Annotated in this window: 24 protein-coding genes and 1 pseudogene; 8 read left to right on the top strand and 17 right to left on the bottom strand. The window is 73.0% G+C overall.

Features of this window, described 5'->3' with window-relative positions:
• Positions 1 to 27: 27 nt before the first annotated feature.
• The 7 genes from OHT01_RS30430 to OHT01_RS30400 form a co-directional block, all read right to left on the bottom strand.
• Positions 28 to 702 (bottom strand): lysoplasmalogenase, encoded by a 675-nt coding sequence (locus OHT01_RS30430; protein ID WP_328556300.1) that lies wholly within the window; start codon positions 700 to 702, stop codon positions 28 to 30.
• The gene (locus OHT01_RS30425; RefSeq protein WP_328556299.1) at positions 699 to 1,652 is read right to left on the bottom strand and encodes a sterol desaturase family protein; all 954 of its coding nucleotides are present in this window, start codon (positions 1,650 to 1,652) and stop codon (positions 699 to 701) included. The genes OHT01_RS30430 and OHT01_RS30425 overlap by 4 nt, the downstream gene beginning before the upstream one ends.
• A 123-nt stretch (positions 1,653 to 1,775) precedes the next feature.
• A complete protein-coding gene (locus OHT01_RS30420) occupies positions 1,776 to 2,507 on the bottom strand; it encodes a VIT1/CCC1 transporter family protein (protein WP_328556298.1) in 732 nt (243 codons plus the stop codon).
• Between the two features lie 41 nt (positions 2,508 to 2,548).
• Positions 2,549 to 3,790 carry an amidohydrolase family protein gene (locus OHT01_RS30415; RefSeq protein ID WP_328556297.1) on the bottom strand — a complete coding sequence of 414 codons (1,242 nt, stop codon included), beginning with the start codon at positions 3,788 to 3,790 and terminating at the stop codon, positions 2,549 to 2,551.
• A complete protein-coding gene (locus tag OHT01_RS30410; RefSeq protein WP_328556296.1) occupies positions 3,787 to 5,070 on the bottom strand; it encodes an amidohydrolase family protein in 1,284 nt (427 codons plus the stop codon). Before OHT01_RS30410 ends, OHT01_RS30415 begins: the two co-directional genes overlap by 4 nt.
• A 9-nt stretch (positions 5,071 to 5,079) precedes the next feature.
• Positions 5,080 to 5,964 carry an SDR family NAD(P)-dependent oxidoreductase gene (locus tag OHT01_RS30405; protein ID WP_328556295.1) on the bottom strand — a complete coding sequence of 295 codons (885 nt, stop codon included), beginning with the start codon at positions 5,962 to 5,964 and terminating at the stop codon, positions 5,080 to 5,082.
• Positions 5,964 to 6,761 (bottom strand): acetoacetate decarboxylase family protein, encoded by a 798-nt coding sequence (locus OHT01_RS30400; RefSeq protein ID WP_328556294.1) that lies wholly within the window; start codon positions 6,759 to 6,761, stop codon positions 5,964 to 5,966. Before OHT01_RS30400 ends, OHT01_RS30405 begins: the two co-directional genes overlap by 1 nt.
• A 680-nt stretch (positions 6,762 to 7,441) precedes the next feature.
• On the opposite strand from OHT01_RS30400, the gene OHT01_RS30395 reads away from it, so the two are divergent.
• The 5 genes and pseudogenes from OHT01_RS30395 (at position 7,442) to OHT01_RS30375 (ending at position 12,092) form a co-directional block, all read left to right on the top strand.
• Complete coding sequence (locus OHT01_RS30395; RefSeq protein WP_328556293.1) at positions 7,442 to 8,446, top strand: DEDDh family exonuclease; 1,005 nt, start codon at positions 7,442 to 7,444, stop codon at positions 8,444 to 8,446.
• A 78-nt stretch (positions 8,447 to 8,524) separates the two neighbouring features.
• Entirely contained in the window at positions 8,525 to 8,758 is a 234-nt protein-coding gene (locus OHT01_RS30390) for a hypothetical protein (RefSeq protein ID WP_328556292.1), read from the top strand.
• Between the two features lie 127 nt (positions 8,759 to 8,885).
• The gene (locus OHT01_RS30385; RefSeq protein WP_328556291.1) at positions 8,886 to 9,677 is read left to right on the top strand and encodes an SURF1 family cytochrome oxidase biogenesis protein; all 792 of its coding nucleotides are present in this window, start codon (positions 8,886 to 8,888) and stop codon (positions 9,675 to 9,677) included.
• A 212-nt stretch (positions 9,678 to 9,889) separates the two neighbouring features.
• A pseudogene (locus tag OHT01_RS30380) lies at positions 9,890 to 11,322 on the top strand (glycoside hydrolase family 15 protein).
• Between the two features lie 14 nt (positions 11,323 to 11,336).
• Positions 11,337 to 12,092, top strand: a complete 756-nt coding sequence (locus OHT01_RS30375) for an SDR family oxidoreductase (protein ID WP_328556290.1) — start codon at positions 11,337 to 11,339, stop codon at positions 12,090 to 12,092.
• 355 nt (positions 12,093 to 12,447) lie between these two features.
• Here OHT01_RS30375 and amaP read toward each other — a convergent pair whose 3' ends face one another.
• From amaP to OHT01_RS30350, 5 genes are all read right to left on the bottom strand, one after another.
• Positions 12,448 to 13,026, bottom strand: a complete 579-nt coding sequence (gene amaP, locus OHT01_RS30370; protein ID WP_328556289.1) for an alkaline shock response membrane anchor protein AmaP — start codon at positions 13,024 to 13,026, stop codon at positions 12,448 to 12,450.
• Between the two features lie 5 nt (positions 13,027 to 13,031).
• Positions 13,032 to 13,718 carry a DUF6286 domain-containing protein gene (locus OHT01_RS30365; RefSeq protein WP_328556288.1) on the bottom strand — a complete coding sequence of 229 codons (687 nt, stop codon included), beginning with the start codon at positions 13,716 to 13,718 and terminating at the stop codon, positions 13,032 to 13,034.
• On the bottom strand, positions 13,715 to 14,137 hold the full coding sequence (locus tag OHT01_RS30360) for a hypothetical protein (protein ID WP_405917463.1): 423 nt from the start codon (positions 14,135 to 14,137) through the stop codon (positions 13,715 to 13,717). Before OHT01_RS30360 ends, OHT01_RS30365 begins: the two co-directional genes overlap by 4 nt.
• A gap of 3 nt (positions 14,138 to 14,140) precedes the next feature.
• Entirely contained in the window at positions 14,141 to 14,326 is a 186-nt protein-coding gene (locus OHT01_RS30355; protein WP_261703263.1) for a hypothetical protein, read from the bottom strand.
• A gap of 84 nt (positions 14,327 to 14,410) precedes the next feature.
• Positions 14,411 to 14,893, bottom strand: a complete 483-nt coding sequence (locus OHT01_RS30350; protein ID WP_328556287.1) for an Asp23/Gls24 family envelope stress response protein — start codon at positions 14,891 to 14,893, stop codon at positions 14,411 to 14,413.
• An 87-nt stretch (positions 14,894 to 14,980) separates the two neighbouring features.
• On the opposite strand from OHT01_RS30350, the gene OHT01_RS40210 reads away from it, so the two are divergent.
• On the top strand, positions 14,981 to 16,120 hold the full coding sequence (locus OHT01_RS40210; RefSeq protein ID WP_443043468.1) for a hypothetical protein: 1,140 nt from the start codon (positions 14,981 to 14,983) through the stop codon (positions 16,118 to 16,120).
• Between the two features lie 166 nt (positions 16,121 to 16,286).
• Here OHT01_RS40210 and OHT01_RS30340 read toward each other — a convergent pair whose 3' ends face one another.
• The 3 genes from OHT01_RS30340 to OHT01_RS30330 all read right to left on the bottom strand — a co-directional run bounded on the left by OHT01_RS30340 (position 16,287) and on the right by OHT01_RS30330 (position 19,429).
• Entirely contained in the window at positions 16,287 to 17,090 is an 804-nt protein-coding gene (locus OHT01_RS30340) for an enoyl-CoA hydratase/isomerase family protein (protein WP_328556286.1), read from the bottom strand.
• A gap of 145 nt (positions 17,091 to 17,235) precedes the next feature.
• Positions 17,236 to 17,457, bottom strand: a complete 222-nt coding sequence (locus OHT01_RS30335; protein WP_006123601.1) for a helix-turn-helix domain-containing protein — start codon at positions 17,455 to 17,457, stop codon at positions 17,236 to 17,238.
• 373 nt (positions 17,458 to 17,830) lie between these two features.
• Positions 17,831 to 19,429, bottom strand: coding sequence for an ABC-F family ATP-binding cassette domain-containing protein (locus OHT01_RS30330; RefSeq protein WP_328556285.1), 1,599 nt, complete (start codon positions 19,427 to 19,429; stop codon positions 17,831 to 17,833).
• 526 nt (positions 19,430 to 19,955) lie between these two features.
• Between OHT01_RS30330 and ypfJ the strand changes: the two genes are divergently transcribed.
• On the top strand, positions 19,956 to 20,846 hold the full coding sequence (gene ypfJ, locus OHT01_RS30325; protein ID WP_328556284.1) for a KPN_02809 family neutral zinc metallopeptidase: 891 nt from the start codon (positions 19,956 to 19,958) through the stop codon (positions 20,844 to 20,846).
• Between the two features lie 105 nt (positions 20,847 to 20,951).
• Positions 20,952 to 21,365: a VOC family protein gene (locus tag OHT01_RS30320; protein WP_328556283.1), complete on the top strand. Its 414-nt coding sequence runs from the start codon at positions 20,952 to 20,954 to the stop codon at positions 21,363 to 21,365.
• A 103-nt stretch (positions 21,366 to 21,468) separates the two neighbouring features.
• Here the strand turns inward: OHT01_RS30320 and OHT01_RS30315 are convergent, their stop codons facing one another.
• A complete protein-coding gene (locus OHT01_RS30315) occupies positions 21,469 to 22,872 on the bottom strand; it encodes a hypothetical protein (protein WP_328556282.1) in 1,404 nt (467 codons plus the stop codon).
• A 372-nt stretch (positions 22,873 to 23,244) separates the two neighbouring features.
• Positions 23,245 to 24,372 carry an alpha/beta hydrolase family protein gene (locus tag OHT01_RS30310; protein WP_328556281.1) on the bottom strand — a complete coding sequence of 376 codons (1,128 nt, stop codon included), beginning with the start codon at positions 24,370 to 24,372 and terminating at the stop codon, positions 23,245 to 23,247.
• Positions 24,373 to 24,397 lie beyond the last annotated feature (25 nt).

Here is a 24,397-nt window from a genome sequence, read left to right as displayed (position 1 = left end):
CTCGTGCGGTACGTCGGTGAGATGCGCTCAGGGGGTGGTCGAGCGCATCTCACCGTACGCCGCCGCGGGGGCGCGTCGCGCGGCGAGGGGGCCCAGCACGCCTTGGACCAGCAGAAACTGGGCCACGACGTACGTGATCATGATCCAGAAGGCGGCCTTCGGGAGCTGCGGCCAGTCGGCGACTCCGGTGGCGATCAGCGTGTCCGAGAGCATGAAGAGGGCGCCGCCGAGCGCCGCGACGGGCCCGAGCCGGGTGGCCCCGTACGCCATCGCGGTCAGCAGCAGGCTGTATCCCGCGACGGGGACGCGCAGCCCGGCCGGCAGACCGGGCCACAGGAGGACGACGAGGGCGAGGAGGACGGCGGCGTACGCGCCGGGGAGCCACGCAGCGCGCCCGCCGCGCGGCGTCCGGCGGAAGAGCACGAGGTAGCACACGTGCCCGGCCGCGAAGCAGGCCATGCCGACGAGGAACGCGGGGTCGGCGTCGGACATGAGCGCCAGGTCGCCGCACCAGCCGAGGAGCAGGGCCGCGACGAGCAGCCGGGGTCCGCCGCGCACCCCCGCGCAGGCGGCGAGCAGGGGCATCAGGAGCGGCTTGGCGATCCGGTGCCCGAGGTCGGATCCGGCGAGCAGCGAGAGGAGGTCCACGGCGGCCACCAGCACGAAGGCGACGAGCAGGGCGCGCGCCGGACGCGGGGTCACGCGGCGGACTCCGCGACCGGGGTCCGGGCGGCGGAATCCGTCGCCGGAGTCTGCGCGGCGGTGTCCCTCCCCCGGGTGCGCGCGGTGGTCTCGGCGGCCGTGGTCGGCGTGGCGACCGGGGGCGCGGGCTGCCAGCCGGGTCCGCCCAGGACGCGCCCCGCGCGCTCGCGCCAGCTCGCCGCCGCCCGCACGTCCCGGGCGATGGCGAGGTACTCGTGGGTGGCCACCCGCACCGGGTTGTACGTGGTGATGTTCTTGGTGAGGCCGTAGACGGGCCGTTCGGTCTCCGCGACCCACGATCCGAAGAGCCGGTCCCAGACGATGAGGATGCCGCCGAAGTTGCGGTCCAGATAGCCGCCCTGGGAGGCGTGGTGGACGCGGTGGTGGGAGGGCGTGTTGAAGGTGAACTCGAACCACCGGTGCATCCTGTCGATGCGCTCGGTGTGGATCCAGAACTGGTAGACCAGGCTCACCGACGAGCAGAACGCGAGCGCTGCCGGGTGCACCCCGAGGGCGACCATCGGGAGGTAGAACGGCCACGACGTCCAGCCCGTCCAGGGCTGGCGCAGCGCGGTGGTGAGGTTGAACTTCCTGCTGGAGTGGTGCACGACGTGACAGGCCCACAGGACGCGGATGACGTGGTGGCCGCGGTGGGACCAGTAGTAGAAGAAGTCCTGCGCGAGCAGCATCGGCGGGATCGTCCACCACAGGACGGGCACCCGCAGCGGGGTCAGTTCGTAGACCGCCGCGTAGACGGCGACGATCGGGCTCTTCCACAGGAAGTCGAAGAACAGGCTGCCGAGTCCCATGCCGAGACTGGTCGCGGCGTCCTTCGTCCCGTAACCCGCGGCGTCCTCGTCCGGATGGATCCGGACGCTCACCATCTCGATCACGGCGAGGAGCACGAAGGCGGGTATCGACCACAGCACGACATCGGGCAGGTTCGGCATGGGTGAACGGTAGATGCGCTGGTCGGCCGCGTACAGAGGCTGTTACCGACAAGTATTACCACCGGTACGCGCTTGCTTCTTGGTGATCTCCGCCAAGGGCGATACCCGTGTCCGGCCGGGCGCTCATACGCCCGCCGCTCCGAGCAGCGCTCCGGCCGCGTACGTCACCGCCATGGCAAGCGCTCCCCCGGCCGTGTTCCGCAGCACCGCGCGCCACGGGTCCGACGAGCCCAGCCGCGCGCTGCTCCAGCCGGTGAGGGCGAGCGCGGCCAGCACCGAGACCACGGTGACGCCGAGCCGCCAGGCCGCCGGCGGCAGCACGATCGCCAGCAGCGGCAGCAGCGCTCCGGCGGTGAACGCGAGGAAGCTCGCCCATGCCGCGTGCCACGGGTTGGTCAGGTCGTCGGGATCGATGCCGAGCTCCACGGACGCGTGGGCCCGCAGGGCGTCCCTCTCGGTGAGCTGTCCGGCCGCCTCGCGCGCCACCTCCCGCGACAGACCGCGCCGCTCCAGGAGCTCGGTCAGCTCTTCGAGTTCGGCCTCCGGCTGCTCCTTGAGCTCCCGTTTCTCCGTGGCCAGGGCCGCCAGCTCCGAGTCCCGCTGGGTCGAGACGGACACGTACTCGCCCGCCGCCATGGACATCGACCCGGCGAGCAGTCCCGCGAGGCCCGCGGTGAACAGCGCGGCGCGGTCGCTGGTGGCGCCGGCCACGCCGACGACGAGGCCCGCGGTGGAGACGATGCCGTCGTTGGCGCCCAGGACGGCGGCCCGCAGCCAGTTCAGCCGCGAGCCGAGGGTGCCGCCGTGGGGCTCGCCGGCCTCGTCGTGGGGCTCGTCGTGCGTCGGTTGCGTCACTCGGGGAGGATCCCATCCGGGGCGGGCGATGCCGGACCGGCTCACCACACCCGCACCGAACCCCCTCTCGCGAACACCGGGCTCGTCGCGTCGGCGGGCGGGGTGCCGAGCGGTTCGGCGATCTCGGCCACGGTGGGGCCGACCTTCGCGGCGATCTCGTCGAGGTACGCCAGGTCGAAGCCGTAGACACGGGCCGCGTTGCCGCCGACCATCGCCGCGATCTCGGCACGGGGCAGACCCGCGTAGGCGATGCGCAGGCCCTCGCGGGTGTACGGATGGGTGCCCTCGTCGTGCGGGTAGTCGCTGCCCCACATGATCTTGTCGAGGCCGATGCGGTCGCGCAGCGGCACCTCGTGGGGGCGCATGAAACTGGCGCCGACGAAGCAGTTGTCACGCCAGACCTCGGAGGGGCGTTCGCCCATCGTCGCGGCCAGTCCCGCGCCGAACTTCGACTCGGCGGTCGACGCCTTCGACGCCCTGCCCGCCGCCGCGACCAGCCGCTCGTGGTAGTAGTCCAGCATGTCGAGCACCCGGGGGATCCAGCCCGAGCCCTGCTCGGTGAGCACCAGTCTCAGGCCGGGGTTCCGGCGGAACGCGCCGCCGAACACCAGGTGCCACAGCGCCCGGTGCGAGAACCAGGTCGTCTCCACCATGTAGACCGCGCGGGCCGCCGGTTCGTCCCCCAGCGGCGGCGAGGCGGAGCCCGCGTGGTGGTTCACCGGGACACCCAGTTCGGCGCAGGCCGCCCAGATCGGGTCGTACACCGACGAGTACAGCTCGGGCAGGCCCGAGCCGGGGGGTGTACCGGGCAGCAGCAGACCGCCCCTGAGGCCCGCGCCCGCCGACCGGTGGATCTCCTCGACCGCCGCGTCGACGTCGTTCAGGAGGATCTGGAAGACGCCCGCGCGCCGGCCGGGCGCCGCCGCGCAGAAGTCGGCGAGCCAGCGGTTGTGGGCCCGCAGACCCGCCCACCGCTGCTCGAACTCCCCTGCCGTCGGGGCCGGTGCCATCAGGGAGGCCGACGGGAAGAACGGCGGGATGGTGTTCGGGAAGACCACCTCCGCGACGATGCCGTCCTCCTCCAGCTCCGCGACGCGCCGCCCGGAGTTCCAGTTCCGGTCGGCGGTGTCGGCGAGCAGGTCCTCGTACGGGTTGACGTAGCCGGCCGCCCAGGCGTCGAAGTCCTCGTGGTGCCGGCGCTCCAAGTACGGCTTGTAGTCGAGGAGATCGGCGCCCGCGTGGCAGTCCGCGGAGATGACGGTGTAGCGGTCCTCGGCGCTCATGGGCTCACTCCCAGCACGGGGAAGTCGTGGTCCGTCAGCCAGTGGCGGCCCACCTCGCGCGAGCGGGCCCAGGACGCCTCGACCGCCGACTGGTCGTCCGGCTGGCCCAGTTCGGCCGGTGTGGGGCCGATCCGCCGGGCGAGCGGGGCCAGTCGACCGACGTCGAAGCCGAACACCTCGGCCGCCGCGAGGCCGAGCATGCGGCGGGTCTCCGCGACCGGGATGTCGTGGAAGGTCTTCGCCAGCCACGTCCGGGTGTCGGGCCAGGTGCCCTCGGGGTGCGGGAAGTCGCTGCCCCAGAGGATGTTGTCGACGCCGATCTCGTAGCGCTGGGCGAGTTCGCGGCGCTTGGTGTTGGTCGCGCAGATGAAGACCTGCCGGTCCAGGTACTCGTGCGGGGGCCGTTTCAGCTCGGCGAAGGGCGACAGCTTCTTGCCGCCGTGCGCGCCGAGATAGAGGCGGTCCATGAACCACAGCAGGTTGGGCAGCCACCAGCAGCCCGACTCCGCGACGCCGAACCGGAGTCCGGGGTGCCGTTCGAAGACCCCCGACCAGAGCAGGAACCAGAGCGGGCGCGCGGGCCACCAGGTGACCTCGGAGACGTAGATCCCCAGGTGGTCGCCGTACTCATGGCGGGGCGCGGCGCCGGAGTGCGTGAGCACGGGCATCGCACACTCGGCGGCCGCCGCCCACACGGGGTCGTAACGGCGGTCGTGGTACGGCTCCTTGTCGACCCACATGGAGGGGATCATCAGCGCGCCGAGGCCGGACTCCTTGGCCCGGTACACCTCGGCGACCACGCGTCCGGTCTCGCCGGTGACCGGCAACAGGGCGACCCCGCAGTGCCGTTCGGGGTGTTCGGAGACGAAGTCTGCGAGCCAGCGGTTGTGGGCCTGCGCGCCCGCCATGCCGAGTTCCGGGTCCTGGTCGCCGGAGAGACCGAGGCCGACGCCGAACGGAGCGGCGGTCCTGCTGTCCACGGCGTCCGCGTCGGGGAAGACGACCTCCGCCGCCACCCCGTCGCCGTCGAGTTCCTTGAGGCGCTGCGCGCTGTCCCAACCACCGCGCAGGCCTTCCTCGTTGTCGTGGAACCACTTGTCCGCGAAGGCCTCGTTGCGGATGCCGAGGCGGGTCATCTCCTCGCGGCGCCGGTCACGGCCCGCGAGGAACTCGTCGAAGTCCCGGTGGAAACGGGAGTCCAGATAGGGCCGGTACTCCTCGGTGGGGAGTCCGGCGTGGCAGTCGGAGGAGATGATCAGATACGGATCCTGTTCGGGCACCGCGCCCCCTCAGTCGAGGATGAAGCTTTCCAGGTACGACGGATCGGACCGGTCGAGCATCGACCGCGACCGGGCCCGGATCTGCCGGTCGCTGTGCTCGCTCTCGGGCAGCAGCCAGAAGCGGTCCTCGCGGATGCCCTCGGCGACCAGGTCGGCGACCTGTTCGACGGGGGTGAACCGCACCTCGTGGCCCGCCTCGTTCATCGCGGCCTCCCACTGTCCGAGGCTGCGGTACGGGGTCCTGCGGGGCCGCTCCTTCGCGTACCGCTCGGGCCGGTTGCGGTGCGACTCCCACAGGCCCGTGCGGAGCATGTGGGGTCCGGGGAACAGCACGGAGGCGCCCACGCGCGCGTGCTCCGCCTTCAGGTGCGCGTACAGCGACTCGGTCATCGTGACCACGGCCGCCTTGGTGACCGCGTACACGGAGGCGGTGGGCAGCGGGGCGATCCCGCCGTCGCCGGACGAGGTGTTGACGACGTGGCCCGGTTCACCCCCGGCGATCATCCGGGGCACGAACGCCTGGACGCAGTGGAAGACGCCCCACACGTTGACGGCGAAGGCCCACTTCCAGTCGTTCGGGTCGTGCTCCCACATCCGGCCCTCGGCACCGGAGCCGACACCGGCGTTGTTGCACAGCACGTGCACCGCGCCGTACGTGCCGTACACATCTTCGGCGAGCGCGAGGACCTCGGAGCGCTCCCCGACGTCCACCACGCGCGCGAGGACGTCGGCGCCGTCCTCGCGCAGCTCACCGGCGGCCTTCTCCAGGGCGCCCTCCTCGACGTCGGCGAGGACCACCTTGAGCCCGTCGGCCGCGAACCGCCGTGCCATCGCGAGGCCGATGCCACTCGCCGCGCCGGTGACGACGGCGACCTGTCCCGCCCGCAGTTCCATCAGACGCTCCCCTCGGGCGGACCGTCGAGGATCTGCCGCGGATCGTCGTAGCGCTGGTGGATGTACGGCAACAGGGCCCGGCCGCTGACGCGTTCGGCGACCCGGCCCTTCTGGTCGGTGGTCTTCTCACCGATGGTGATCCCCACCAGCCGGCGCACGGGCAGGTCGGCGACCGGGTCGTACATCGACTCGCGCAGGACTACGTCCCCGGTGACCCGCTCCAGCCTGCGGACCTTCTCGTTGCGCACGCAGTGCACGAGGACCGGGTCGGCGTCGAAGCCCGAACCGTCCACGGCGGGAAGGAACTTGAAGTAGAAGTCGGTCTTCTGCGCGGGTTCGGGCAGTGGCAGGGCACCGCTCACCGCGCCGCGCACCTCGACGAAGGCGATGCCGTGCCGGGCGAGCACGCCGCGCACGACGAGACCGTCGCGCTCGACCGTCACCTCGCCGAGTTTCTTGGGCTCCCCGAAGACCTCGCGGCCGCCGATCAGGGCCCGTTCGTGGGTCATCGGCATGACGAGCGGATACCAGCCCTCGACGTCCTCGTGCGCCGCGGCGACGGCGAACGAGCCCGCGCCCAGCGGATATCCGGGCAGATCGACCTTGCTGATGTTCACCCGCACCAGAGGCCGTGCGGTGGGCTTCAACGGGGGCGGCAGGACCGCCGCGACCGCGTCGGGGTCGCTCTCCCAGACGGCCACCACACCGGTGGACCAGATGTCGGGGAGTCTGGAGCTCGCGGTGCGCGAGGCGGCTATCTCCGCCTCGGTCCGTGCGCCGTACCTCACTCGTGCCATGTCCGTACCGCCCTTCGTAGGCGCTACCTGCTGGGACCGCGCAGCACGCTTGCACCGCACGGGCGAAAGGTCCATAGCCGTGCGCCGACCGGACGTCCGGGTCCGGCGGCGGGCCCAGCCGATCCCGGGCCGGACCGGCGAGCAGGTCGCGTGCGGACGCTGCTCCGGTCGCCGGCCCGGCGGACGCCTCTGCCGCCGCAGGACCGGGGCGATGTGAAGCTCCTGCCGGCGCACGCGCGCGACCGTGCGCCCACTGCTCGCCGGAATCCGCCTGGACCTCGGCCTGGACCTCGGCCTGTACGTGGCCCTGTACGACGACCTGGCGGGCGGGCGTTCTGGAGCCCCGGAACGACGGCGTCCGGCCGACGACCCGGACGGTCTCGGCGCCGGGGCGGCCGGGAAGAAGCGTGGGCCGCTCGCCCTGGTACGCGGCGGCGTCGCCCCCGGGGGCGCGAACGGAGCCGTGCACCGGCTGCGGCCCGGGCCGGTCGACGGCCGCGGTCCTGCTCCCCCGACGGTGGGCGACCTGGTGACGGCGCCGAGCCGGGCGTCAACGCCCCGCCCGCCGCGCCCGGTTGCCGGAACCCCGCGCGGGTGGCCCGGTGACGGGGCTCCCGGGGGTCCCGGATCCGGGAAGGCGGGCACCGGAATGTCAGTCAGGGCCCGTATCCTCATTGACCATGCTCGAAGACCTCACGACCGCAGCGTCCCCAGCCTCCTGGCCGGCCGCGTATCCGCAGGGATACGCGGTCGTTGACGTGGAGACCACAGGACTGGCCCGCGACGACCGGATAATCTCCGCCGCCGTCTACCGGCTGGACGCCCGCGGCGAGGTCGAGGACCACTGGTACACGATGGTCAACCCGGAACGGGACCCGGGCCCTGTCTGGATCCACGGTCTGACGAGCGAGATGCTCGAAGGGGCGCCGCTCTTCCAGGACGTCGCCGAGGAGTTCGCCGCCCGCCTGGACGGGCGCGTGCTGGTCGCGCACAACGCGGTCTTCGACTGGTCGATGATCGCCCGGGAGTACGCGCGCGCCGAGCGCGAGGCGCCGGTGCGCCAGCGCCTGTGCACCATCGCGCTCTCCAAGGAGCTGCGCCTGCCGCTGCCCAACCACAAGCTGGAGTCGCTGGCCGCGCACTTCGGCGTCGTACAGCAGCGGGCGCACCACGCGCTGGACGACGCGCGCGTGCTGGCCGAGGCGTTCCGGCCGAGCCTGCGGGCCGCCGCACGCGACGGGGTGCGCCTGCCTCTCCTGGAGTGCCTGCCGCTCAAGGAGTGGTCCGACAGCCCCGCGGCGCCGCGCATCGGACGACAGGGCGGGGGCGGGGGGTACGCCTCCGGCGGTTACCCGTCCGGGAGTTGGCGTCCCTCCCGTAAACGCCCCGCCTGCCCCCACCCCAACCCGGGACGGTACGAGTCGGACAAACCGCTCAAGCAGGGCATGCGGGTCGCGTTCTCCGGGGACACGTCCGTCGATCGCGAACTACTGGAGGACCGGGCCGTCGAGGCCGGTCTGCACGTCGCGACGAGCCTGTCCCGGCTCACCAGCCTGCTGGTGACGAACGACCCGGACTCCAGCACCTCGAAAGTGCTCAAGGCCAAGCAGTTCGGGACACCGGTGATCGACGAGGCCGCGTTCGGACAACTGCTGCGGGATGTCGAACCCGCGTCGGAAGGGTGACGGACGTACGGGTGATTGACGGGCGACTCGCCCGGCACCCGCTCGCCCGCACCGCCCCGGCACCCCACCCTGTGGCGCATGGCGAGATGCGAAGTATGCGGCAATGACTACGGAATGACCTTCGAGGTGCACGCACAGGGTGCGGTGCACGTCTTCGACTGCTTCTCCTGCGCGATCCACCGGATGGCCCCGATCTGCGAGCACTGTCGCGTCCAGGTCATCGGCCAGGGCGTCGAGGTCGAGGGCCACTGGTACTGCGGCGCGCACTGCGCCCGCGCGGAGGGGAAGGCGGGGATCATCGACAAGGTGTGAGCCCCCGCCCGGACCGGCATTCCGGCCCCACCGGACAGTCACCGGCCCGGCCCAGGACAGACCCGCGTACGGCCCTCGGCGGGACCCTCCCGTCGAGGGCCGAATCGTGCCGAGTACCGTCAATGGGGTGTACCGCTTCCTGTTCTCCCGGCAGTGGGTGATCCTCACCCTCGTGGCCCTCGCACTCATCCCGACGATGATCAAGCTGGGCTTCTGGCAGCTGCACCGGCATGAACACAAGGTCGCCCTGAACACGGTGATCTCCGACTCGCTCACCGCGAAGCCGGTGCCCGCGGAGTCGGTCACGCGGCCGGGGCAGGAGATCGGGCACGACGACCTGTTCCGCCGGGTGACGGCGAGGGGGCACTTCGACACCGCGCACGAAGAGGTCGTACGGCGCCGCACCAACGCCGACGGCGAGGTCGGCTACCACGTCCTGACCCCCTTCGTCCTGGCCGACGGCCGCGTCCTGATGGTCAACCGCGGCTGGGTCCCGGCGGACGGCGCGCAGACCGCCTTCCCGAAGATCCCGGCCCCCGCGCAGGGCGAGATCACCGTCACCGGCCGGCTGATGGCCGACCAGACGACCGCCGACAGCGGCATCAAGAACGTCCGGGGCCTGCCCGCCCGTCAGGTCATGCTGATCAGCAGCGGGCAGCAGGCCCGCCGGCTCGGCAGGCCGGTCCTCGGCGGCTACATCGAGCAGACCGCGCCGGAGCCCAAGGGCGACTCCCCCGAACTGATCCCGGATCCCGAGCACAGCGACATCGGCCCGCACATGGCGTACGCGATCCAGTGGTGGCTCTTCTCCGCGGGCGTCCCCGTCGGCTGGGTGATCCTGGTCCGCCGCGAGCGCCGCGACCGGGCGGAGGCAGCCGCCGCGCGGACCGCGCCGACGGCGGAACCGGCCGGGGTCTAACCCGAGGGCGGGGCCCGGAGGTTCGAGGCCCGAGGCCGGGACCCTCGAAGCCCGAGGTCCGAGGCCGGGACCTTCGAGGCCCGAGGGTTCGAGGGCGGGGCCCGGGACTCCCCCGTCGCGTGTCACGTCCCGTCCCGTCCCGCCGCGCCGCGGGCGCTCACGCCACTCTGGCGGCCCGATTGGCCGTCGCCCCCGTCGGGAACCCGTCCACCGTGCACCGCCGCATCGAGGACTACGCCCTCATCGGGGACGAGCAGACCGCCGCTCTGGTGGGCCGCGACGGCTCCGTCGACTGGCTGTGCCTGCCTCGCTTCGACTCCGCGGCCTGCTTCGCGGCCCTGCTGGGCGACGAGGACAACGGTCACTGGCGGATCGCGCCCGAGGGGGCGGACGTCTGCACCCGGCGCGCGTACCGCCCGGACACGCTGGTGCTCGACACCGAGTGGGACACCGCCGAGGGCTCCGTCCGGGTGACCGACCTGATGCCGCAGCGCGAGCACGCCCCCGATGTCGTACGCGTCGTCGAAGGTCTCAGCGGCCGGGTCCGGATGCGCAGTCTGCTCCGGCTGCGCTTCGACTACGGCTCGGTCGTACCGTGGATGCGCCGCTCGGACGGCCACCGGGTCGCGGTCGCCGGGCCCGACTCGGTGTGGCTGCGCAGCGAACCGCCCGTGCACACCTGGGGCAAGGACTTCCGCACGCACTCGGAGTTCACCGTGGAAGCGGGCGAGAAGGTCGCCTTCGTCCTGACCTGGCACCCCTCGCACCGGCCCCGGCCGCCCCTGCGCGATCCCTTCGAGGCACTGGAGACGAGCGTCCGGGACTGGCGGGCGTGGGCGGCGCGCTGCCGCTACGACGGGCCCCACCGGGACGCCGTCGTCCGCTCCCTGATCACCCTCAAGGCCCTCACCTACGCGCCGACCGGCGGCATCGTGGCCGCCCCCACCACCTCACTGCCCGAGGAGCTCGGCGGCGTCCGCAACTGGGACTACCGCTACTGCTGGCTGCGCGACTCCACGCTCACCCTCGGCGCGCTCCTCGCGGCCGGTTACCACGAGGAGGCCGAGGCGTGGCGCGACTGGAGGACGACCCGGCACTCGACGGCGATCTCGAAGGCTGGCGGGCGATGCGCGACGACGTGCACCGGGAGGTGCTCGAACGCGGCTTCGACCCCGTCCGGAACACCTTCACGCAGTCCTACGGCTCACCCGGGCTGGACGCCTCCCTGCTGCTCATCCCGCGGGTCGGTTTCCTGCCCCCGGACGATCCGCGGGTGGTGGGCACGATCGACGCGGTCCGCGCGGAACTCGCCCCCGACGGCTTCCTGGTGCGCCGCTACAGCGCCGCGACGACCGGCGTCGACGGGCTCCCGGGCGGCGAGGGCACCTTCCTCGTCTGCTCGTTCTGGCTCGCGGACGCGCTGCATCTGACGGGCCGTACGCGGGAGGCGCGCGAGCTGTTCGAGCGGCTGGTCGGCCTCACGAACGACCTGGGACTGCTCTCCGAGGAGTACGACCCCGTCGCCGGCCGCCAGCTCGGCAACTTCCCGCAGGCCTTCAGCCACATCGGTCTGGTGGTGTCCGCCCTCAGCCTGTACGGCGTCGAAGAGGCGGGAAACACGGAAGGGGCCGCACCACCGGGATAGGAGAGGATGGGGCCATGGATCTTGGACTGAAGGATCGTGTGTACGTCGTCACGGGAGCCACCCGGGGCCTGGGCAACGCCGCCGCGCGTGAACTCGTCGCCGACGGCGCGAAGGTGGTCGTCACCGGGCGCGACGCGAAGAGCGCGGCCGACGCCGCCTCCGCGCTCGGCCCGAACGCGGTCGGGGTCGCTGCCGACAACGGCGCCGCCGAGACCCCGGCCCGGCTGATCGCGGCCGCCCGTGACCACTTCGGCGGCTTCGACGGCATCCTGATCAGCGTGGGCGGACCGCCGCCCGGGTTCGCCGCGGACAACACCGACGAGCAGTGGATGGTCGCGTTCGAGTCGGTGTTCCTCGGTGCCGTCCGGCTGGCCCGCGCGGCCGCCGCGGAGCTCGGCGAGGGCGGTGTCGTCGGTTTCGTGCTCTCCGGCTCGGTGTACGAGCCGATCCCCGGGCTGACCATCTCCAACGGTCTGCGTCCGGGCCTCGCGGGCTTCGCCAAGTCCCTGGCGAACGAGCTGGGCCCGCGCGGCATCCGGGTCCTCGGGCTGCTGCCGTCCCGTATCGACACGGACCGCGTCCGTGAACTGGACGGGCTGTCCGCCGACCCCGAGGCCACCCGCGCGGCCAACGAGTCCCGCATCCCGCTGCGCCGCTACGGCACCCCGGACGAGTTCGGCCGCACGGCCGCGTTCCTGCTCTCCCCCGCGGCGTCGTACCTCACCGGCATCATGGTGCCGGTGGACGGCGGCATGCGCTCCGGGTTCTAGCCCCCGGCAGCCGGCGGGCCCCACGGCGGGTCACCTCTCCGGGACGCCCGCCCGGCAGCCGACGCGCCCAGCGGAAGCCCGCCCGGAGGCGAACAAGCCTGCGGGGCCGCCCGGAAACGGATACGCCTGCCGGGGCCCGCCCGGAAGCGGCAGGCCATCCGGCCCGTCCGGGAACGGGCGGCCCCGACAGGGCCGCCCGCAAGCACGCACCGCTCGATTCACGTGCTCCGTCCGGCAGTTGACCCCGTGCAGCCGGACCTGCGCACCGAACTCGCCGGGATGCGGCTGCCGGACGCCCGGCGGGGTGCCCCGGAAGCGGGCGGCCCCCACAGGGGGCCTGCTGGGCACGCGTCGGTCAACTCACGCGTTCCGCGCCGTGCTTGACGCCGCGCAGGCGGACCTCAGCGGGGAGCGCGGCGAGGCCGGCCGAGTCCCGTGCGTGGGCGAGCGCCTCCACGGTCAGCAGGTGCAGCGCGTGCCCGGGGTCCACATGGGGTTCCAGCAGGAGCCGTACACGGGCCTCGGGCAGCGTACGGCGGCCGGTCAGATGGACGTGCGCCCGGTCGACCCCGCCCAGCCGGGCCGATTCGGCGGCCAGCACGCCCTCCAGGGCCCGCCCGCGCAGCAGCGCTCCCGCGCCGTCGCCCGTGTCGACGAGCACATCGGCGAGCCTTCGGCGCCGCACGACGGCGACCAGCCACCACAGGCCGAGCAGCAGAAGCACCGCGAACGCGGCGATGACGGCGGGCCACCACCAGCCCTGGTCCCGCCACTTGGTCCGATCGGCCGTGCTCAGCAGCACGTCGTGCCGCCCGTCGTAGATCCACCAAGACGGCGGCCGTACGCCGAGTCCGACGGCGAGCACCGAGCCGCCGAGGACGAGCAGCACCAGCCCGACGAAGCCGATGAGGACACGGTTGACGATCCGGAGCACGGACCTCACCCCTTCCGTCCGGGACGCGCGACACGCACCGACAGGGCGGGCGAACGGGACAGCCCCAGTCCCTTGATGCCGTCGGCGAGCGTGGTGTCGAGGTCGGCGCGCACATCGTCGAGTTCCCGGAAGTGCGACACCGCGCGCACGTCGACCTTCCGGCGCTTCACGCGCACCCGGACCGACTGCACACCGGCGACCTCCATGGCCCGGTCGCGGAGCGCCATCGCGGCGGCGCCCCGGTGCAGTCCGGCCCGGACGTCCGCGTGGGTGCGCCGCATCGGCAGCACGTCCCGCAGTCCGGGCGTGACCGCCAGGACGATCAGCCACAGTCCGACCGCGGCCGCGATCCCGGCGCCGACCAGGACAGCGGTGTCGTCGAGCGGCCGTTCGGCGAGCTGCTGGGCCAGCCAGGTGCGCCAGCGCAGTGCGTTCCGGCCCGCGCGGACGGCCGCGACGTCGTACAGGAAGGCGCCCGCCGCGACGAGGAGCAGGAGCGCGAGGACGCCCGCCGGAACACGGCGGGCGGACCAGAACCGGCCCTGCCGGCCGTCCTCGTCGCCGACGGTGTCCAGCGGTTCGTATGCGGCCGCGGAGGCGGACTGCCCGAGCGCGCCCGCGTCCTCCCCCTGCTCCGACTTCTCCAGTACGGGCATCTTCCGGGTGTTCTCGGAGCCCTGGGGCTCGCTCATTGCGTCCTCCCCTGTACCGCGCCGGGCCCGTGCGCCAGGTGCAGCCGCTCCACCTGGACGGCCACCTCCGGCACTTCCATTCCCGCCAACGCCCTTACCCGCTCGGTGACATGACGACGCACCGCACCGCACTGTGCGCCGATGTCGGAGGGGTAGCCGAGTTCGAGACTGACCCGGACCTGGGCACTGTGCGTCGGTGTGCCGCCCGCACCGCCGGAGCCCGACGCCAGCCGCCGGACGACGACCGTCGCGTGCGGGGGCACGGCGTCGGCGGGCAGCGGGGGAAGCGCCTCACGCGCCGCCTGGGACGCGATCTTCGCGACGACACGGTCGGCGATCCGGGTCGCGCCCCGCTCGGGGGCCTCGACCGTCGCGAGGCCCGGCCGACTCTCACCGAGCCGGTCCACATGACCTGGCACGCGTCACCGCCGCCGGTCGTCACGGGCGCGGAAGAAGTCGCCGATGTCCAGGTCCCCCTCCAGGAGCCGTCCTACGACGAACCCGACGGCGCCCAGGGCCGCCACCAGGAGGAAGGCGCCGAAACCGCCGAAGTACCCGGCGAAGGCCAGCGCCATTCCGGCGATCATGCCGATCACGGCCAAGCTCATGATGCGCTCCTCAGCAGTCGGTGGCCGCGTGATCACTCATGGTGCGGTTGCCGGGGTTTCCAGGGCGTTCCGGTGGCCCCTTGGTCACTGGAGCCGCGTCTCCGGCTCCTCGTCTTCTTCCTCGGGAAGCTTCACATCACTCACCGCGATGTTGACTTCCACCACTTCGAGGCCTGTCATGCGCTCGACGGCCGCGACGACGTTCTCGCGCACATCCCGCGCCACGTCGGCGATCGAGACGCCGTAGTCGACGACGATCTCCAGGTCGAGCGCCGTCTGCAGCTCGCCGACCTCGGCCTTCACACCCCGGGTCACGGACTTGGACCCGCCCGGCACCCGGTCGCGTACCGCTCCGAAGGTCCGGCTCAGCCCGCTGCCCATCGTGTGGACACCGACTACGTCACGGGCGGCGAGCCCGGCGATCTTCTCCACGACTCCGTCGGCGATCGTGGTCCGTCCCCGCGTGGCGGGATCTCCACCGCCGCGCCTGGTGGGCTTACGGGTCTGCTGGCCCTCCTTCTCGAGGTCGGGGCTGTCCGTCCGGTTCCGCTCGGTCATGTCGGTCATCGCCGTACGTCCCTTTCGGTCGTCCTCCTCTGCTCACAGTAGGTCGGGTCGCGCGGTCGCGCGCCGTGGATGGGGCACGCTGGAGCAATGACGGCGGACCGGTGGACGCAAGTGGTACGGCATCAGCTCGGGCTCGGCAGGCTCCTGCCGCTGGGGCTCGCGCTCGACGGCACGTGGATCACGGAGGAGGCGGCCGAGTCGGTGCTGCGGCGTGAGACCGCGGTCGTGGCGGGGGTGCGGCTCGGGTCGCTGCGGATCGCGTCGGCCGATCCGCAGGGGGCCGGCACCTCGCCCGTACCGCCGCCGCCCAGCGCCCTGCCGCCCGGTCCGCTGCGCGTCACCGCGGAGTTCGCAGCCTCGGCGGATCCCACGGCCCCGGGCGCCGAACCCCTCCCCGCCGTCGCGGCCCGGCTGCGCCTGACCGTGGTGTCCGCCGCGACGCGGCTCCTGGGCCTCGACGTCAGCGAGGTGGACCTACGGGTGACGGACCTGCTGGAGGCGGACGCGCCCCACCCGCCTACCGGCGTACCGGGGACACCCACGGCGATCCCGGCGGCCGCCGGTTCGCAACGCCCCGGAACAGGGCCGGCCCCCCACGCCGGGCGCGCCGGAACCGGACCGACGGACACCCGGGCGGCCGACACCCGGGCGGCCGACACCGAAAAAACCAACGACCGGACGCCCCGAACCGAGGCAGCAGGCACCGGAGCGGCCGCCGGACGGACGGCCGGAACGGGAGCGGGCGAGGCCGACACGGGCAACGGCCAGACGGACGGAACCGGAGCGGCCGACGCCGCCGCGGGCGGGGCCGGGACGGGCGGGACCGGAGAGGGCGCGGCCCGGACGGGCACGGCCGGAGCGGGCGGAAGCGGGACGGGCGGGGCCGGGGTGGGGGCGAGTGGGGAGGCGGGCGGCGGCGGGCGGGCGGCCGCCGTGCCGAAGGATCCCGAGGAGGCTCGGATCGCGGCGGCCGCGCTGGCGGTCCCGGGTGTCACCCGTCTGACGGACGTGCTGGGCCGACCGGTCCACGTCGAGAGCACGCCGGCCACGGACCCGGCCCTGCCGCGCCGCCACATCCGGGTCGAGTTGGAGGTCTCCGGGGACGAGCGGGCGGCGGACGTGGCGCGGGCGGCCAGAACCGCGATCACCGGGGCAGCCCGGGACACCCCGTCCGTGGCGGTACTGGTGACGGCGGTGACCCGGCGCGCCCATCCGGGGCCGCACTGAACCGGGCCCCCGCCCACGACCGCCGTACGCCGGGAGCCCCGGCTCCGGAGAACGCGGCCCCGTGCAGCCGACGAGGGGCGCCCGCGCCCGGCAACTCAACCCGCGCAGCGGGACGCCCCGTCCTCACGGCGGTGCTCCGCCGCGGACGGCCCCGGATCGGAGGGAGCTACTCGCCCACGCCCGCGAGGTCGCGGAGCCGACGAGCCTGGGAGGCCCGCTCGGCGGTGCGCTGCTCCTCGTACGACCGCTCCTGCGCCCCGCGCAGCAACGCCTTCGTCTCGATCACGGCATCCCGCGGAGCGGCCAGCAGCGCCGCGGTCAGGTCGAGCACGGCGGCGTCGAGCTGCTCGGCGGGCACGGCGAGGTTGGCGAGCCCGGTGCGCTCGGCCTCCTCGGCCAGGACGAAGCGGCCCGTGGCGCAGATCTCGAGCGCACGGGCGTATCCCACGAGACTGACCAGCGGGTGCGTCCCCGTGAGGTCGGGCACGAGGCCGAGGCTGGTCTCGCGCATGGCGAACTGCACGTCGTCGGCGACGACGCGCAGGTCACAGGCGAGTGCGAGCTGGAACCCCGCACCGATGGCGTGCCCCTGTACGGCGGCGATGGACACGAGGTCGCTGCGCCGCCACCAGGTGAACGCCTCCTGGTACTCGGCGATGGTCGCGTCGAGCTCGGCGTCGGAGCCCCGCGCGAGGTCGATGAACGACGGTTCCCCGTCGAAGCCCTCGGGCGTGAACGCCTTCCGGTCGAGCCCCGCGGAGAAGGACTGGCCCTCGGCCCGCAGGACGACCACCCGGACGGAGCCCGGCAGTGACCGGCCGGCCTGCGTCAAGGCCCGCCAGAGAGCAGGACTCTGGGCGTTGCGCTTGGCCGGATTGGTCAGCGACACCGTGGCGATCGCGCCGTCGACGGTGAGCCGTACGCCGTCCTTGTCGAGTACCGGGTCGAGATCCTTGTCGAGCGAAGCCATGGGGTGCCTCCGATGGGTGCGGTCGGATCAGCTGCGCACCCCGCGAAGACACGAGGAACGCACCTAAGTGACTGCACAGTAACCACCCGGTCGGTCACCCGACCGACCGGGTGGTCACCACCGAAGCCGATGGGGACGCCCGGCCTCAGGCCGAGGCGGCCTTCTTGCCCCGCGTCGCTCCGCCACGCCCTCGGAGCGTGACACCCGACTCACTGAGCATCCGGTGCACGAAGCCATACGAACGGCCGGTCTCTTCGGCCAGCGCTCGGATGCTCGCACCGGAGTCGTACTTCTTCTTCAGGTCTGCCGCGAGCTTGTCGCGCGCGGCGCCGGTAACCCGGCTGCCCTTCTTCAGAGTCTCGGCCACCCGGTCCTCCTCATGGGAAGTGCGCTCTGGACTCTCATGATCACCCCTTTCGGGCGTCATGGCCACCCATTCGGCAAGGTCCGTAAGACACGGTTTTGACGACAGGAGCCCGTCCCCACGAGTGGAATCAACGGTTCCGGCTGGCGCCGCCCGTACAGCCGAACGGGTTGGGCCGCGAAGTGCCTGGTCAGCGACACAAGACGGCCGAGCCCTTGGGAACAAAGGACTCGGCCGCGAAATCGATGTAGGACACACCTCGGTACGAGGAGATCTCACACAGATGATGGATCACGGATCGGCCGAATGATCCATACGCAGTGGATCAGTCATTCGATCACGTGGTGCCGGCCCCCTGCCGGAGGCCGCGCACGGGTCAGGCGAGGGCCACCAGGTCGGCGTAGTCGGAGCCCCACAGGTCCTCGACGCCGTCCGGCAGCAGGATGATCCGCTCCGGCTGGAGCGCCTGGACGGCGCCCTCGTCGTGAGTGACGAGGACGACGGCGCCCTTGTAGGTGCGCAGCGCGCCGAGGATCTCCTCGCGGCTGGCCGGGTCGAGGTTGTTCGTCGGCTCGTCGAGCAGCAGCACGTTCGCGGACGAGACGACGAGGGTCGCGAGCGCGAGCCGGGTCTTCTCGCCGCCGGACAGCACGCCGGCCGGCTTGTCGACGTCGTCCCCGGAGAACAGGAACGAGCCGAGCGTCTTGCGGACCTCGACCAGGTCCAGGTCGGGCGCGGCGGAGCGCATGTTCTCCAGGACCGTGCGCTCGGGGTCGAGGGTCTCGTGCTCCTGGGCGTAGTAGCCGAGCTTGAGGCCGTGGCCCTCGATGACCTCGCCGGTGTCGGGCTTCTCGGCGCCGCCGAGCAGGCGCAGGAGGGTCGTCTTGCCGGCGCCGTTCAGGCCGAGGATGACGACGCGGGAGCCCTTGTCGATGGCCAGGTCGACATCGGTGAAGATCTCCAGGGAGCCGTACGACTTCGACAGGCCCTCGGCCATGAGCGGGGTCCTGCCGCAGGGCGCGGGCTCCGGGAAGCGCAGCTTGGCGACCTTGTCGGAGACGCGGACCGCCTCCAGGCCGGCGAGCAGCTTGTCGGCGCGCTTGGCCATGTTCTGCGCGGCCACCGTCTTGGTGGCCTTGGCGCGCATCTTGTCGGCCTGCGAGTTCAGCGCGGCGGCCTTCTTCTCGGCGTTCTGGCGCTCGCGCTTGCGGCGCTTCTCGTCGGCCTCGCGCTGCTGCTGGTACAGCCGCCAGCCCATGTTGTAGACGTCGATCTGCGCGCGGTTGGCGTCCAGGTAGAACACCTTGTTGACGACCGTCTCGACGAGGTCGACATCGTGCGAGATGACGATGAAGCCGCCGCGGTAGGTCTTCAGGTAGTCCCGCAGCCAGACGATCGAGTCGGCGTCGAGGTGGTTCGTCGGCTCGTCGAGCAGCAGGGTGTCGGCGTCCGAGAAGAGGATGCGGGCCAGCTCGATACGGCGGCGCTGACCGCCGGAGAGCGTGTGCAGGGGCTGGCCGAGCACGCGGTCGGGCAGGTTGAGCGCGGCGGCGATGGTGGCGGCCTCGGCCTCGGCGGAGTACCCGCCCTTGGTGAGGAACTCGGTCTCCTGGCGCTCGTACTGCCGCATGGCCTTCTCGCGGGTGGCGCCCGAGCCGTTGGCGATGCGCTGTTCGTTCTCGCGCATCTTGCGGATCAGGACGTCCAGGCCGCGGGCGGACAGGACGCGGTCGCGGGCGAGGACGTCGAGGTCGCCGGTACGCGGGTCCTGCGGCAGGTAGCCGACCTCGCCGGAGCGGGCGACGGTTCCCGCGGCGGGCTGGCCTTCGCCCGCCAGGATCTTGGTGAGGGTCGTCTTGCCCGCGCCGTTGCGGCCGACCAGACCGATGCGGTCGCCCTTCGTGATGCGGAAGGTCGCGGACTCGATGAGGATTCGGGCGCCGGCGCGCAGCTCGATACCGGAGGCGGAGATCACGGACAGACTCCAGGGCAGGATTGTTGGCGGGGTGGACGGCTGAGGACGTTCCCGCCGTCTAATGCGCGAGGAGAATGGCCATGGGCCAAGTCTAACGGGGCGGTGCAACCGCTTTTCCGGTGTGCGGGCGTCCGGCACTGTGACACTCGCCCCGCCGCCGGGTGCCGGATCAGTGCCTGCCCGGTACCTGCTCGACGCCTCCCGGGTGCCCCTCCGCGGGCTGCTCGACGGCTGCTCGGCGCCTCTTCGGTGGGCCTCCGGCAGCCCTTCGGCACCCGAGGGATGCCGCCCGGGGTGCTCCGGTCGCGGTCGTCCGCGGCGGTGATCCCGCCGCTCCCACTGTGATGATTCTCGCCGGTCCCGCTGCCGGAGGGCGGCGCGGAGGCACACGAGCGGCCGGGGGCGCCTCCCGGAGCGGCGGCCCGGTCCCGGGCGTCGCCCGTTCGGACCGCGGGCCGGAGCCGGGGGTCCGGGAGCGTACGAGGATGACGCCACGGAGCGACGTACGGCAGGAAGCGGGGCGCCCATGCAGTTCGACGACGACGCCGACCTGGACACCTCCGAGGTGCAGGATGTGCGCGGCAGTCGAATCCCCGGCGGCCGGGCGACCGTCGGCGGCGGGCTCGCCGGTCTGATCGCCCTGGTCGTCGGACTGCTCTTCGGGGTGGGTCCCGACCAGCTCGGGCTCTCCTCGGACGCCGACCGGCCCGGAGCGACCGCCTCGTCCCTCGCCCAGCTCCAGCGGACCTGCCGGACGGGGCGGGACGCGAACGCCCAGGAGGACTGCCGGACCGTGGCGGTGGTCAACAGCGTCCAGGCCTACTGGACCCAGGAGTTCGCGCGCAGGGGCGGCACCTACACCCGCGCCCCCACGGTCTTCTTCAGCGGCCGGGTCAACACCGCCTGCGGCAGCGCGACGTCCGCTGTCGGTCCCTTCTACTGTCCCGCCGACCGCAAGGTCTATCTGGACCTCGGCTTCTTCGACGATCTTCGTACGAAGTTCGGCTCCGGCGGCGGACCGTTCGCGCAGGCGTATGTGGTGGCGCACGAGTACGGGCATCACGTGCAGAACCTGATGGGCACACTGGCCAGGTCGCAGGACGGTGTGACCGGCGCGAACAGCAATTCGGTGAGGACGGAGCTCCAGGCCGACTGCTACGCGGGGGTGTGGGCGCGGCACGCGACCACCACACCGTCCTCGTCGACGGGCAAGCCGCTGCTGACCTCGCTGACGGACGCCGACATCCGCGACGGCCTGGACGCCTCGGCGGCCGTCGGCGACGACCGGATCCAGTCGAGGTACCAGGGCCGGGTGACCCCCGAGACCTGGACGCACGGGTCGGCACGGCAGCGGCAGCAGTGGTTCTACCAGGGCTTCACCAGCGGCGACATGGCGCAGTGCAACACGTTCCGGTGAGCGGGAGGCCGGAGCGGGTTCCGGGCCTCGGGGCGTTGTCAGTGGCCGGTGCCAGACTGGGCAGCGGATCGGATTCCGGCAGTGTGACGGGACGGAGTGATCGGCATGACCGGTATGAACGGCGGGCGCCCGAGCATCTACCCCTCGATGTTGTACACCGATGCGAAGGCGGCCATCAGGCAGCTCACGGAGGCCTTCGGTTTCACCGAGCTGTCCGTCTACGAGGGTGAGGACGGCTCGGTGATGCACGCCGAGCTGGTGCAGGGCAACGGCGCGGTGATGCTCGGCTCCAAGGGCCGCGGCGGCCGCTTCGACGAGGCGATGAAGAGCGCGGGCCCGTGCGGGGTGTACATCGTCGTGGACGACGTCGACGCACACCACCAGCGGGCCGTGGACCACGGCGCGGAGATCCTGATGGCCCCGACCGACCAGGACTACGGCTCACGGGACTACATGGCCCGCGACATCGAGGGCAACATCTGGAGCTTCGGCACGTACGCCCCCGAGATAACGGCCTAGGACCCGCCGGCGGCGCCCCGCGCCGCCGCTCCCGGCGCGCTCCCCGGATCGGCTCCCCCCGGCCTGTTGTCTCCGGCCCGCTCTCCAACGGCCCGCTCCCCGGTCAGCTCCCCCCGGTGTGCACCTGGAAGGCGGCCCGGCGTACGGCCTTGGCGAGGGCCGGGTCCGGGTGGGCGGCGGCGAGCGCGACCAGTACCTGCACCGTGCGGGGGTGCCCGACGGCCCGCACCTCGTCGAGCAGCGCGGGCACGGTGGGCTGCACCGCGGACTCCAGATGACGGACGAGGAGCGGGGCCTCGCCGTGGTCGGCGACGGCGGCCGCGGTGTCGACCCACAGCCAGGTGGACTCGGCGCGGGTGAGGACCTCGTGGGCGTCCTCGGGGTCGTATCCGTCGTGCTCGGCGAGCCACAGCAGGGCGTAGGGGCGCAGCGGGGTCTCCTCGACCACGGCGCGCACATCGGGCTCGGCGGGGGCACCGACCACCCGCAGCGCCTCGAACGCGAGGCCGCGGGTGAGGGCGTCCTCGCCGCGGGCGGCGTCGATGAGTTCGGTGACGGCGCCGCCGACCGGGCGGGCGGCGAGCCAGGCGCGGTACTCGGCGCGGGCGGCGTTGGGGCGGAGCTGGGCGCAGCCGCGGAGCATGTCCTCGGCGGACTGCTCGATGTTCCCGGCGGGGCTCTGCGCGGCGACGCAGATCTGCTCCAGCTTGACCCAGACCGCCCAGCTCCCGAGCGGTGTGAGGGTGGCCTGTCCTTCGCCGTAGGTCAGCGCGCCGACGGAGGCGAGGGCGTGCAGGGCCCAGTCAAGGAGGGGGGCGAGGGGGGCGTCCGGAACCTCGGCGGGGTCCGGGGCGGGCTCGGGACGGGGGCCGTAGGGGATCTCGCAGCGCTCGGTGCGCAGTTCCGTGACGCGCTGCCCGAGGAGGTCGAGGAGGTCGTCCACGGGGACGGGCCCGGCGGAGAGCTGGAGGAAGGAGAGCACCTGGGGCATCGCGGAGACGACCTCGGCCACCGCCGCGGGCTCGCGGTCCACGGGTTCGGGATACGCGAGGGACCAGGCGTCGAAGAGGGCGACCCAGCCGCGCAGCACGGCGCTGTCGTCGCGGCTCCAGGCGCGCAGCCGCCATCCCGGGCGGGCGGTGTCGCCGTGCACCTCGATGAGGCCGGACAGGCGGGCGGTGTCCCAGTCTCCGCGGACCTGGACCGGGGTCAGTCCGAGATCGTCGGCGGCGCGTTCCGCGGTGGCGTCGGAGAGGGCGCCCTTGCCGCCGGGGTTCGCGCCGTCGCGCCCCGGGCGCAGGGCGGCGTCCGCCCAGCGCGCGACGCGGGCCGCGTCGGACAGGCCGGTGCGCGCCATGCGGGCGAGTTCCGCGGGCGGCGGTGTGCCTTCCGGCGGTCGCGGTGCGGGGCGGCGCGTGCGGCGCTGGGTCACCGCTCGGGGAGCGGCCGCGAGGGACCGCGGGCTGACGAGTCGGAGCCTGGAGTCGCGCGGGTTACGGGACGTCACGGGTGCAGTCTTGCGGTTGACAGTCCGAAAACCCAAACGGAATGCCGTCGCAGGCCACGGGGGCGGTGGACGCGCGGCCTTCCCGGGGTGTCCGACACGCGGGAAAGCAGGCCGCGCGGAGTTGTTCAGGACCGAACCGGAAGTACGCCGTCACCTCGGACCGGGACCCCTCGCGCACGCCCTGGGCCCACCCGTCGGCCCGCCCGCGCCGGGGGGCGCGCGGGGCGGCCGGAGCCTCGTTCCGGGGACGGGCGACGCCGGTGCCCGCGGGCGTGCGGCCGCTTCACTCCGGCGCGCGGGGCGGGATCGGTGTGCGTGGTCCACATCGGGTGCGGCTTGGACCGGGGAGGTCGGTGTCAGTGGCGGGCAGACCTACATCAGAGGTGTGAGGAAGCGGCGCAGGGCTTCCTCGTAGCCCGCCGGGTCGGCGTTCCACATCGCGCCGTGCTGGGCGTTCGGGACGGTGTGCAGGGTGACCAGGTCGGGGCGGCTCGCGGCGAGGCGGCGGGAGGGGCCCCAGGGGGCGATGGTGTCGTCCGGGCCGTGCACCAGCAGCGTAGGCACCTTGAGCCCGCCCGGAAGCGCGGCGTGCGCGATGCGGTCGCCGCTTACACCGGTGCGGCCCTGGGCGGCGCGCACCGCGAGCGGCAGCAGGAAGCCCGGGGTGTGGCGGGCGCGGGCGAGGGCGCGCAGCGTGGTCTCCCAGTCGAGGACGGGCGAGTCCAGGACGAGCCCGGAGATCCGCTCCCGCAGCGCCGAGTGGGCGGCCGCGCGGAGCGCCATGGTGGCGCCGGTGGACCAGCCGTAGAGGACGACCCGCTCGGCGCCGTACCGCACGGCGTAGCGGATGGCCGCGTCCAGGTCGCGCCACTCGGTCTCGCCGAGGTGGTTCAGGCCGTCCGGGGGGCGGGGTGCCCCGAGGTCGCCCCGGTAGGCGAGGTCGAGCACGGGGAAGTGCCGGCCGTTCAGGAACTCCATCACGTTCATGGGGTGTTCCCGGGTGGTGCCCAGGCCGTGCACCGTGATGATCCAGGTGTCGCGGACGGCGGGCACGAACCAGGCCGGCAGGGCGCCGAGTTCGCCGGGCACGTCGACGTCGGCGTGTTCGAGCCCGAGGGCGGATCCGGGGTCGCCGACGTACAGGTTCGGGGTGAGCCACACCTTGTCGCCGGGGTCCAGGGAGCCGTGGGTGACCCGTTCCAGCCGGCGTACGACGGTGTCGGCGGTGTGGGGGACGGAGTTCTGGAGCGGGCCGGCGACCGCGTGGGAGCCGTCGCCCGCGAGGCCGTAGGTTCCCGGGCGCCGGGAGGCGAGGGTCCGGGTGAGGGTGACACCGCCCGCCGTCGTGGCGTGCACGGTGAGCCGGTGCTCGGTGGGCAGGGGTTTGCCGGGCCTGGTCTTCAGCGCGGCGTCGCTGGCGAACCGGCCCGCCGCCACGGAGGCCGCGCCCGCGGCCAGCGCTACGGTGACGGCCGCTGCAGTGGCTCTTAGGGTGCGCACCCGACCAGTTTCCCGGGGTACCGCG

The sequence above is a fragment of the Streptomyces sp. NBC_00358 genome (assembly GCF_036099295.1).
Lineage (GTDB): Bacteria > Actinomycetota > Actinomycetes > Streptomycetales > Streptomycetaceae > Streptomyces.
Note: the sequence above shows the minus strand (reverse complement) of the source record. Positions and strands in the feature narration are given on the sequence as shown.

Bases quoted from the DNA above. Each gene is read 5' to 3' on its own strand.
- OHT01_RS30425 (WP_328556299.1), bottom strand. From the start codon at position 1,652: ATGCCGAACCTGCCCGATGTCGTGCTGTGGTCGATACCCGCCTTCGTG.
- OHT01_RS30415 (WP_328556297.1), bottom strand. From the start codon at position 3,790: ATGAGCGCCGAGGACCGCTACACCGTCATCTCCGCGGACTGCCACGCG.
- OHT01_RS30405 (WP_328556295.1), bottom strand. From the start codon at position 5,964: ATGGAACTGCGGGCGGGACAGGTCGCCGTCGTCACCGGCGCGGCGAGT.
- OHT01_RS30400 (WP_328556294.1), bottom strand. From the start codon at position 6,761: ATGGCACGAGTGAGGTACGGCGCACGGACCGAGGCGGAGATAGCCGCC.
- OHT01_RS30395 (WP_328556293.1), top strand. From the start codon at position 7,442: ATGCTCGAAGACCTCACGACCGCAGCGTCCCCAGCCTCCTGGCCGGCC.
- OHT01_RS30390 (WP_328556292.1), top strand. From the start codon at position 8,525: ATGGCGAGATGCGAAGTATGCGGCAATGACTACGGAATGACCTTCGAG.
- OHT01_RS30375 (WP_328556290.1), top strand. From the start codon at position 11,337: ATGGATCTTGGACTGAAGGATCGTGTGTACGTCGTCACGGGAGCCACC.
- OHT01_RS30365 (WP_328556288.1), bottom strand. From the start codon at position 13,718: ATGAGCGAGCCCCAGGGCTCCGAGAACACCCGGAAGATGCCCGTACTG.
- OHT01_RS30355 (WP_261703263.1), bottom strand. From the start codon at position 14,326: ATGAGCTTGGCCGTGATCGGCATGATCGCCGGAATGGCGCTGGCCTTC.
- OHT01_RS30350 (WP_328556287.1), bottom strand. From the start codon at position 14,893: ATGACCGACATGACCGAGCGGAACCGGACGGACAGCCCCGACCTCGAG.
- OHT01_RS40210 (WP_443043468.1), top strand. From the start codon at position 14,981: ATGACGGCGGACCGGTGGACGCAAGTGGTACGGCATCAGCTCGGGCTC.
- OHT01_RS30340 (WP_328556286.1), bottom strand. From the start codon at position 17,090: ATGGCTTCGCTCGACAAGGATCTCGACCCGGTACTCGACAAGGACGGC.
- ypfJ (WP_328556284.1), top strand. From the start codon at position 19,956: ATGCAGTTCGACGACGACGCCGACCTGGACACCTCCGAGGTGCAGGAT.
- OHT01_RS30320 (WP_328556283.1), top strand. From the start codon at position 20,952: ATGACCGGTATGAACGGCGGGCGCCCGAGCATCTACCCCTCGATGTTG.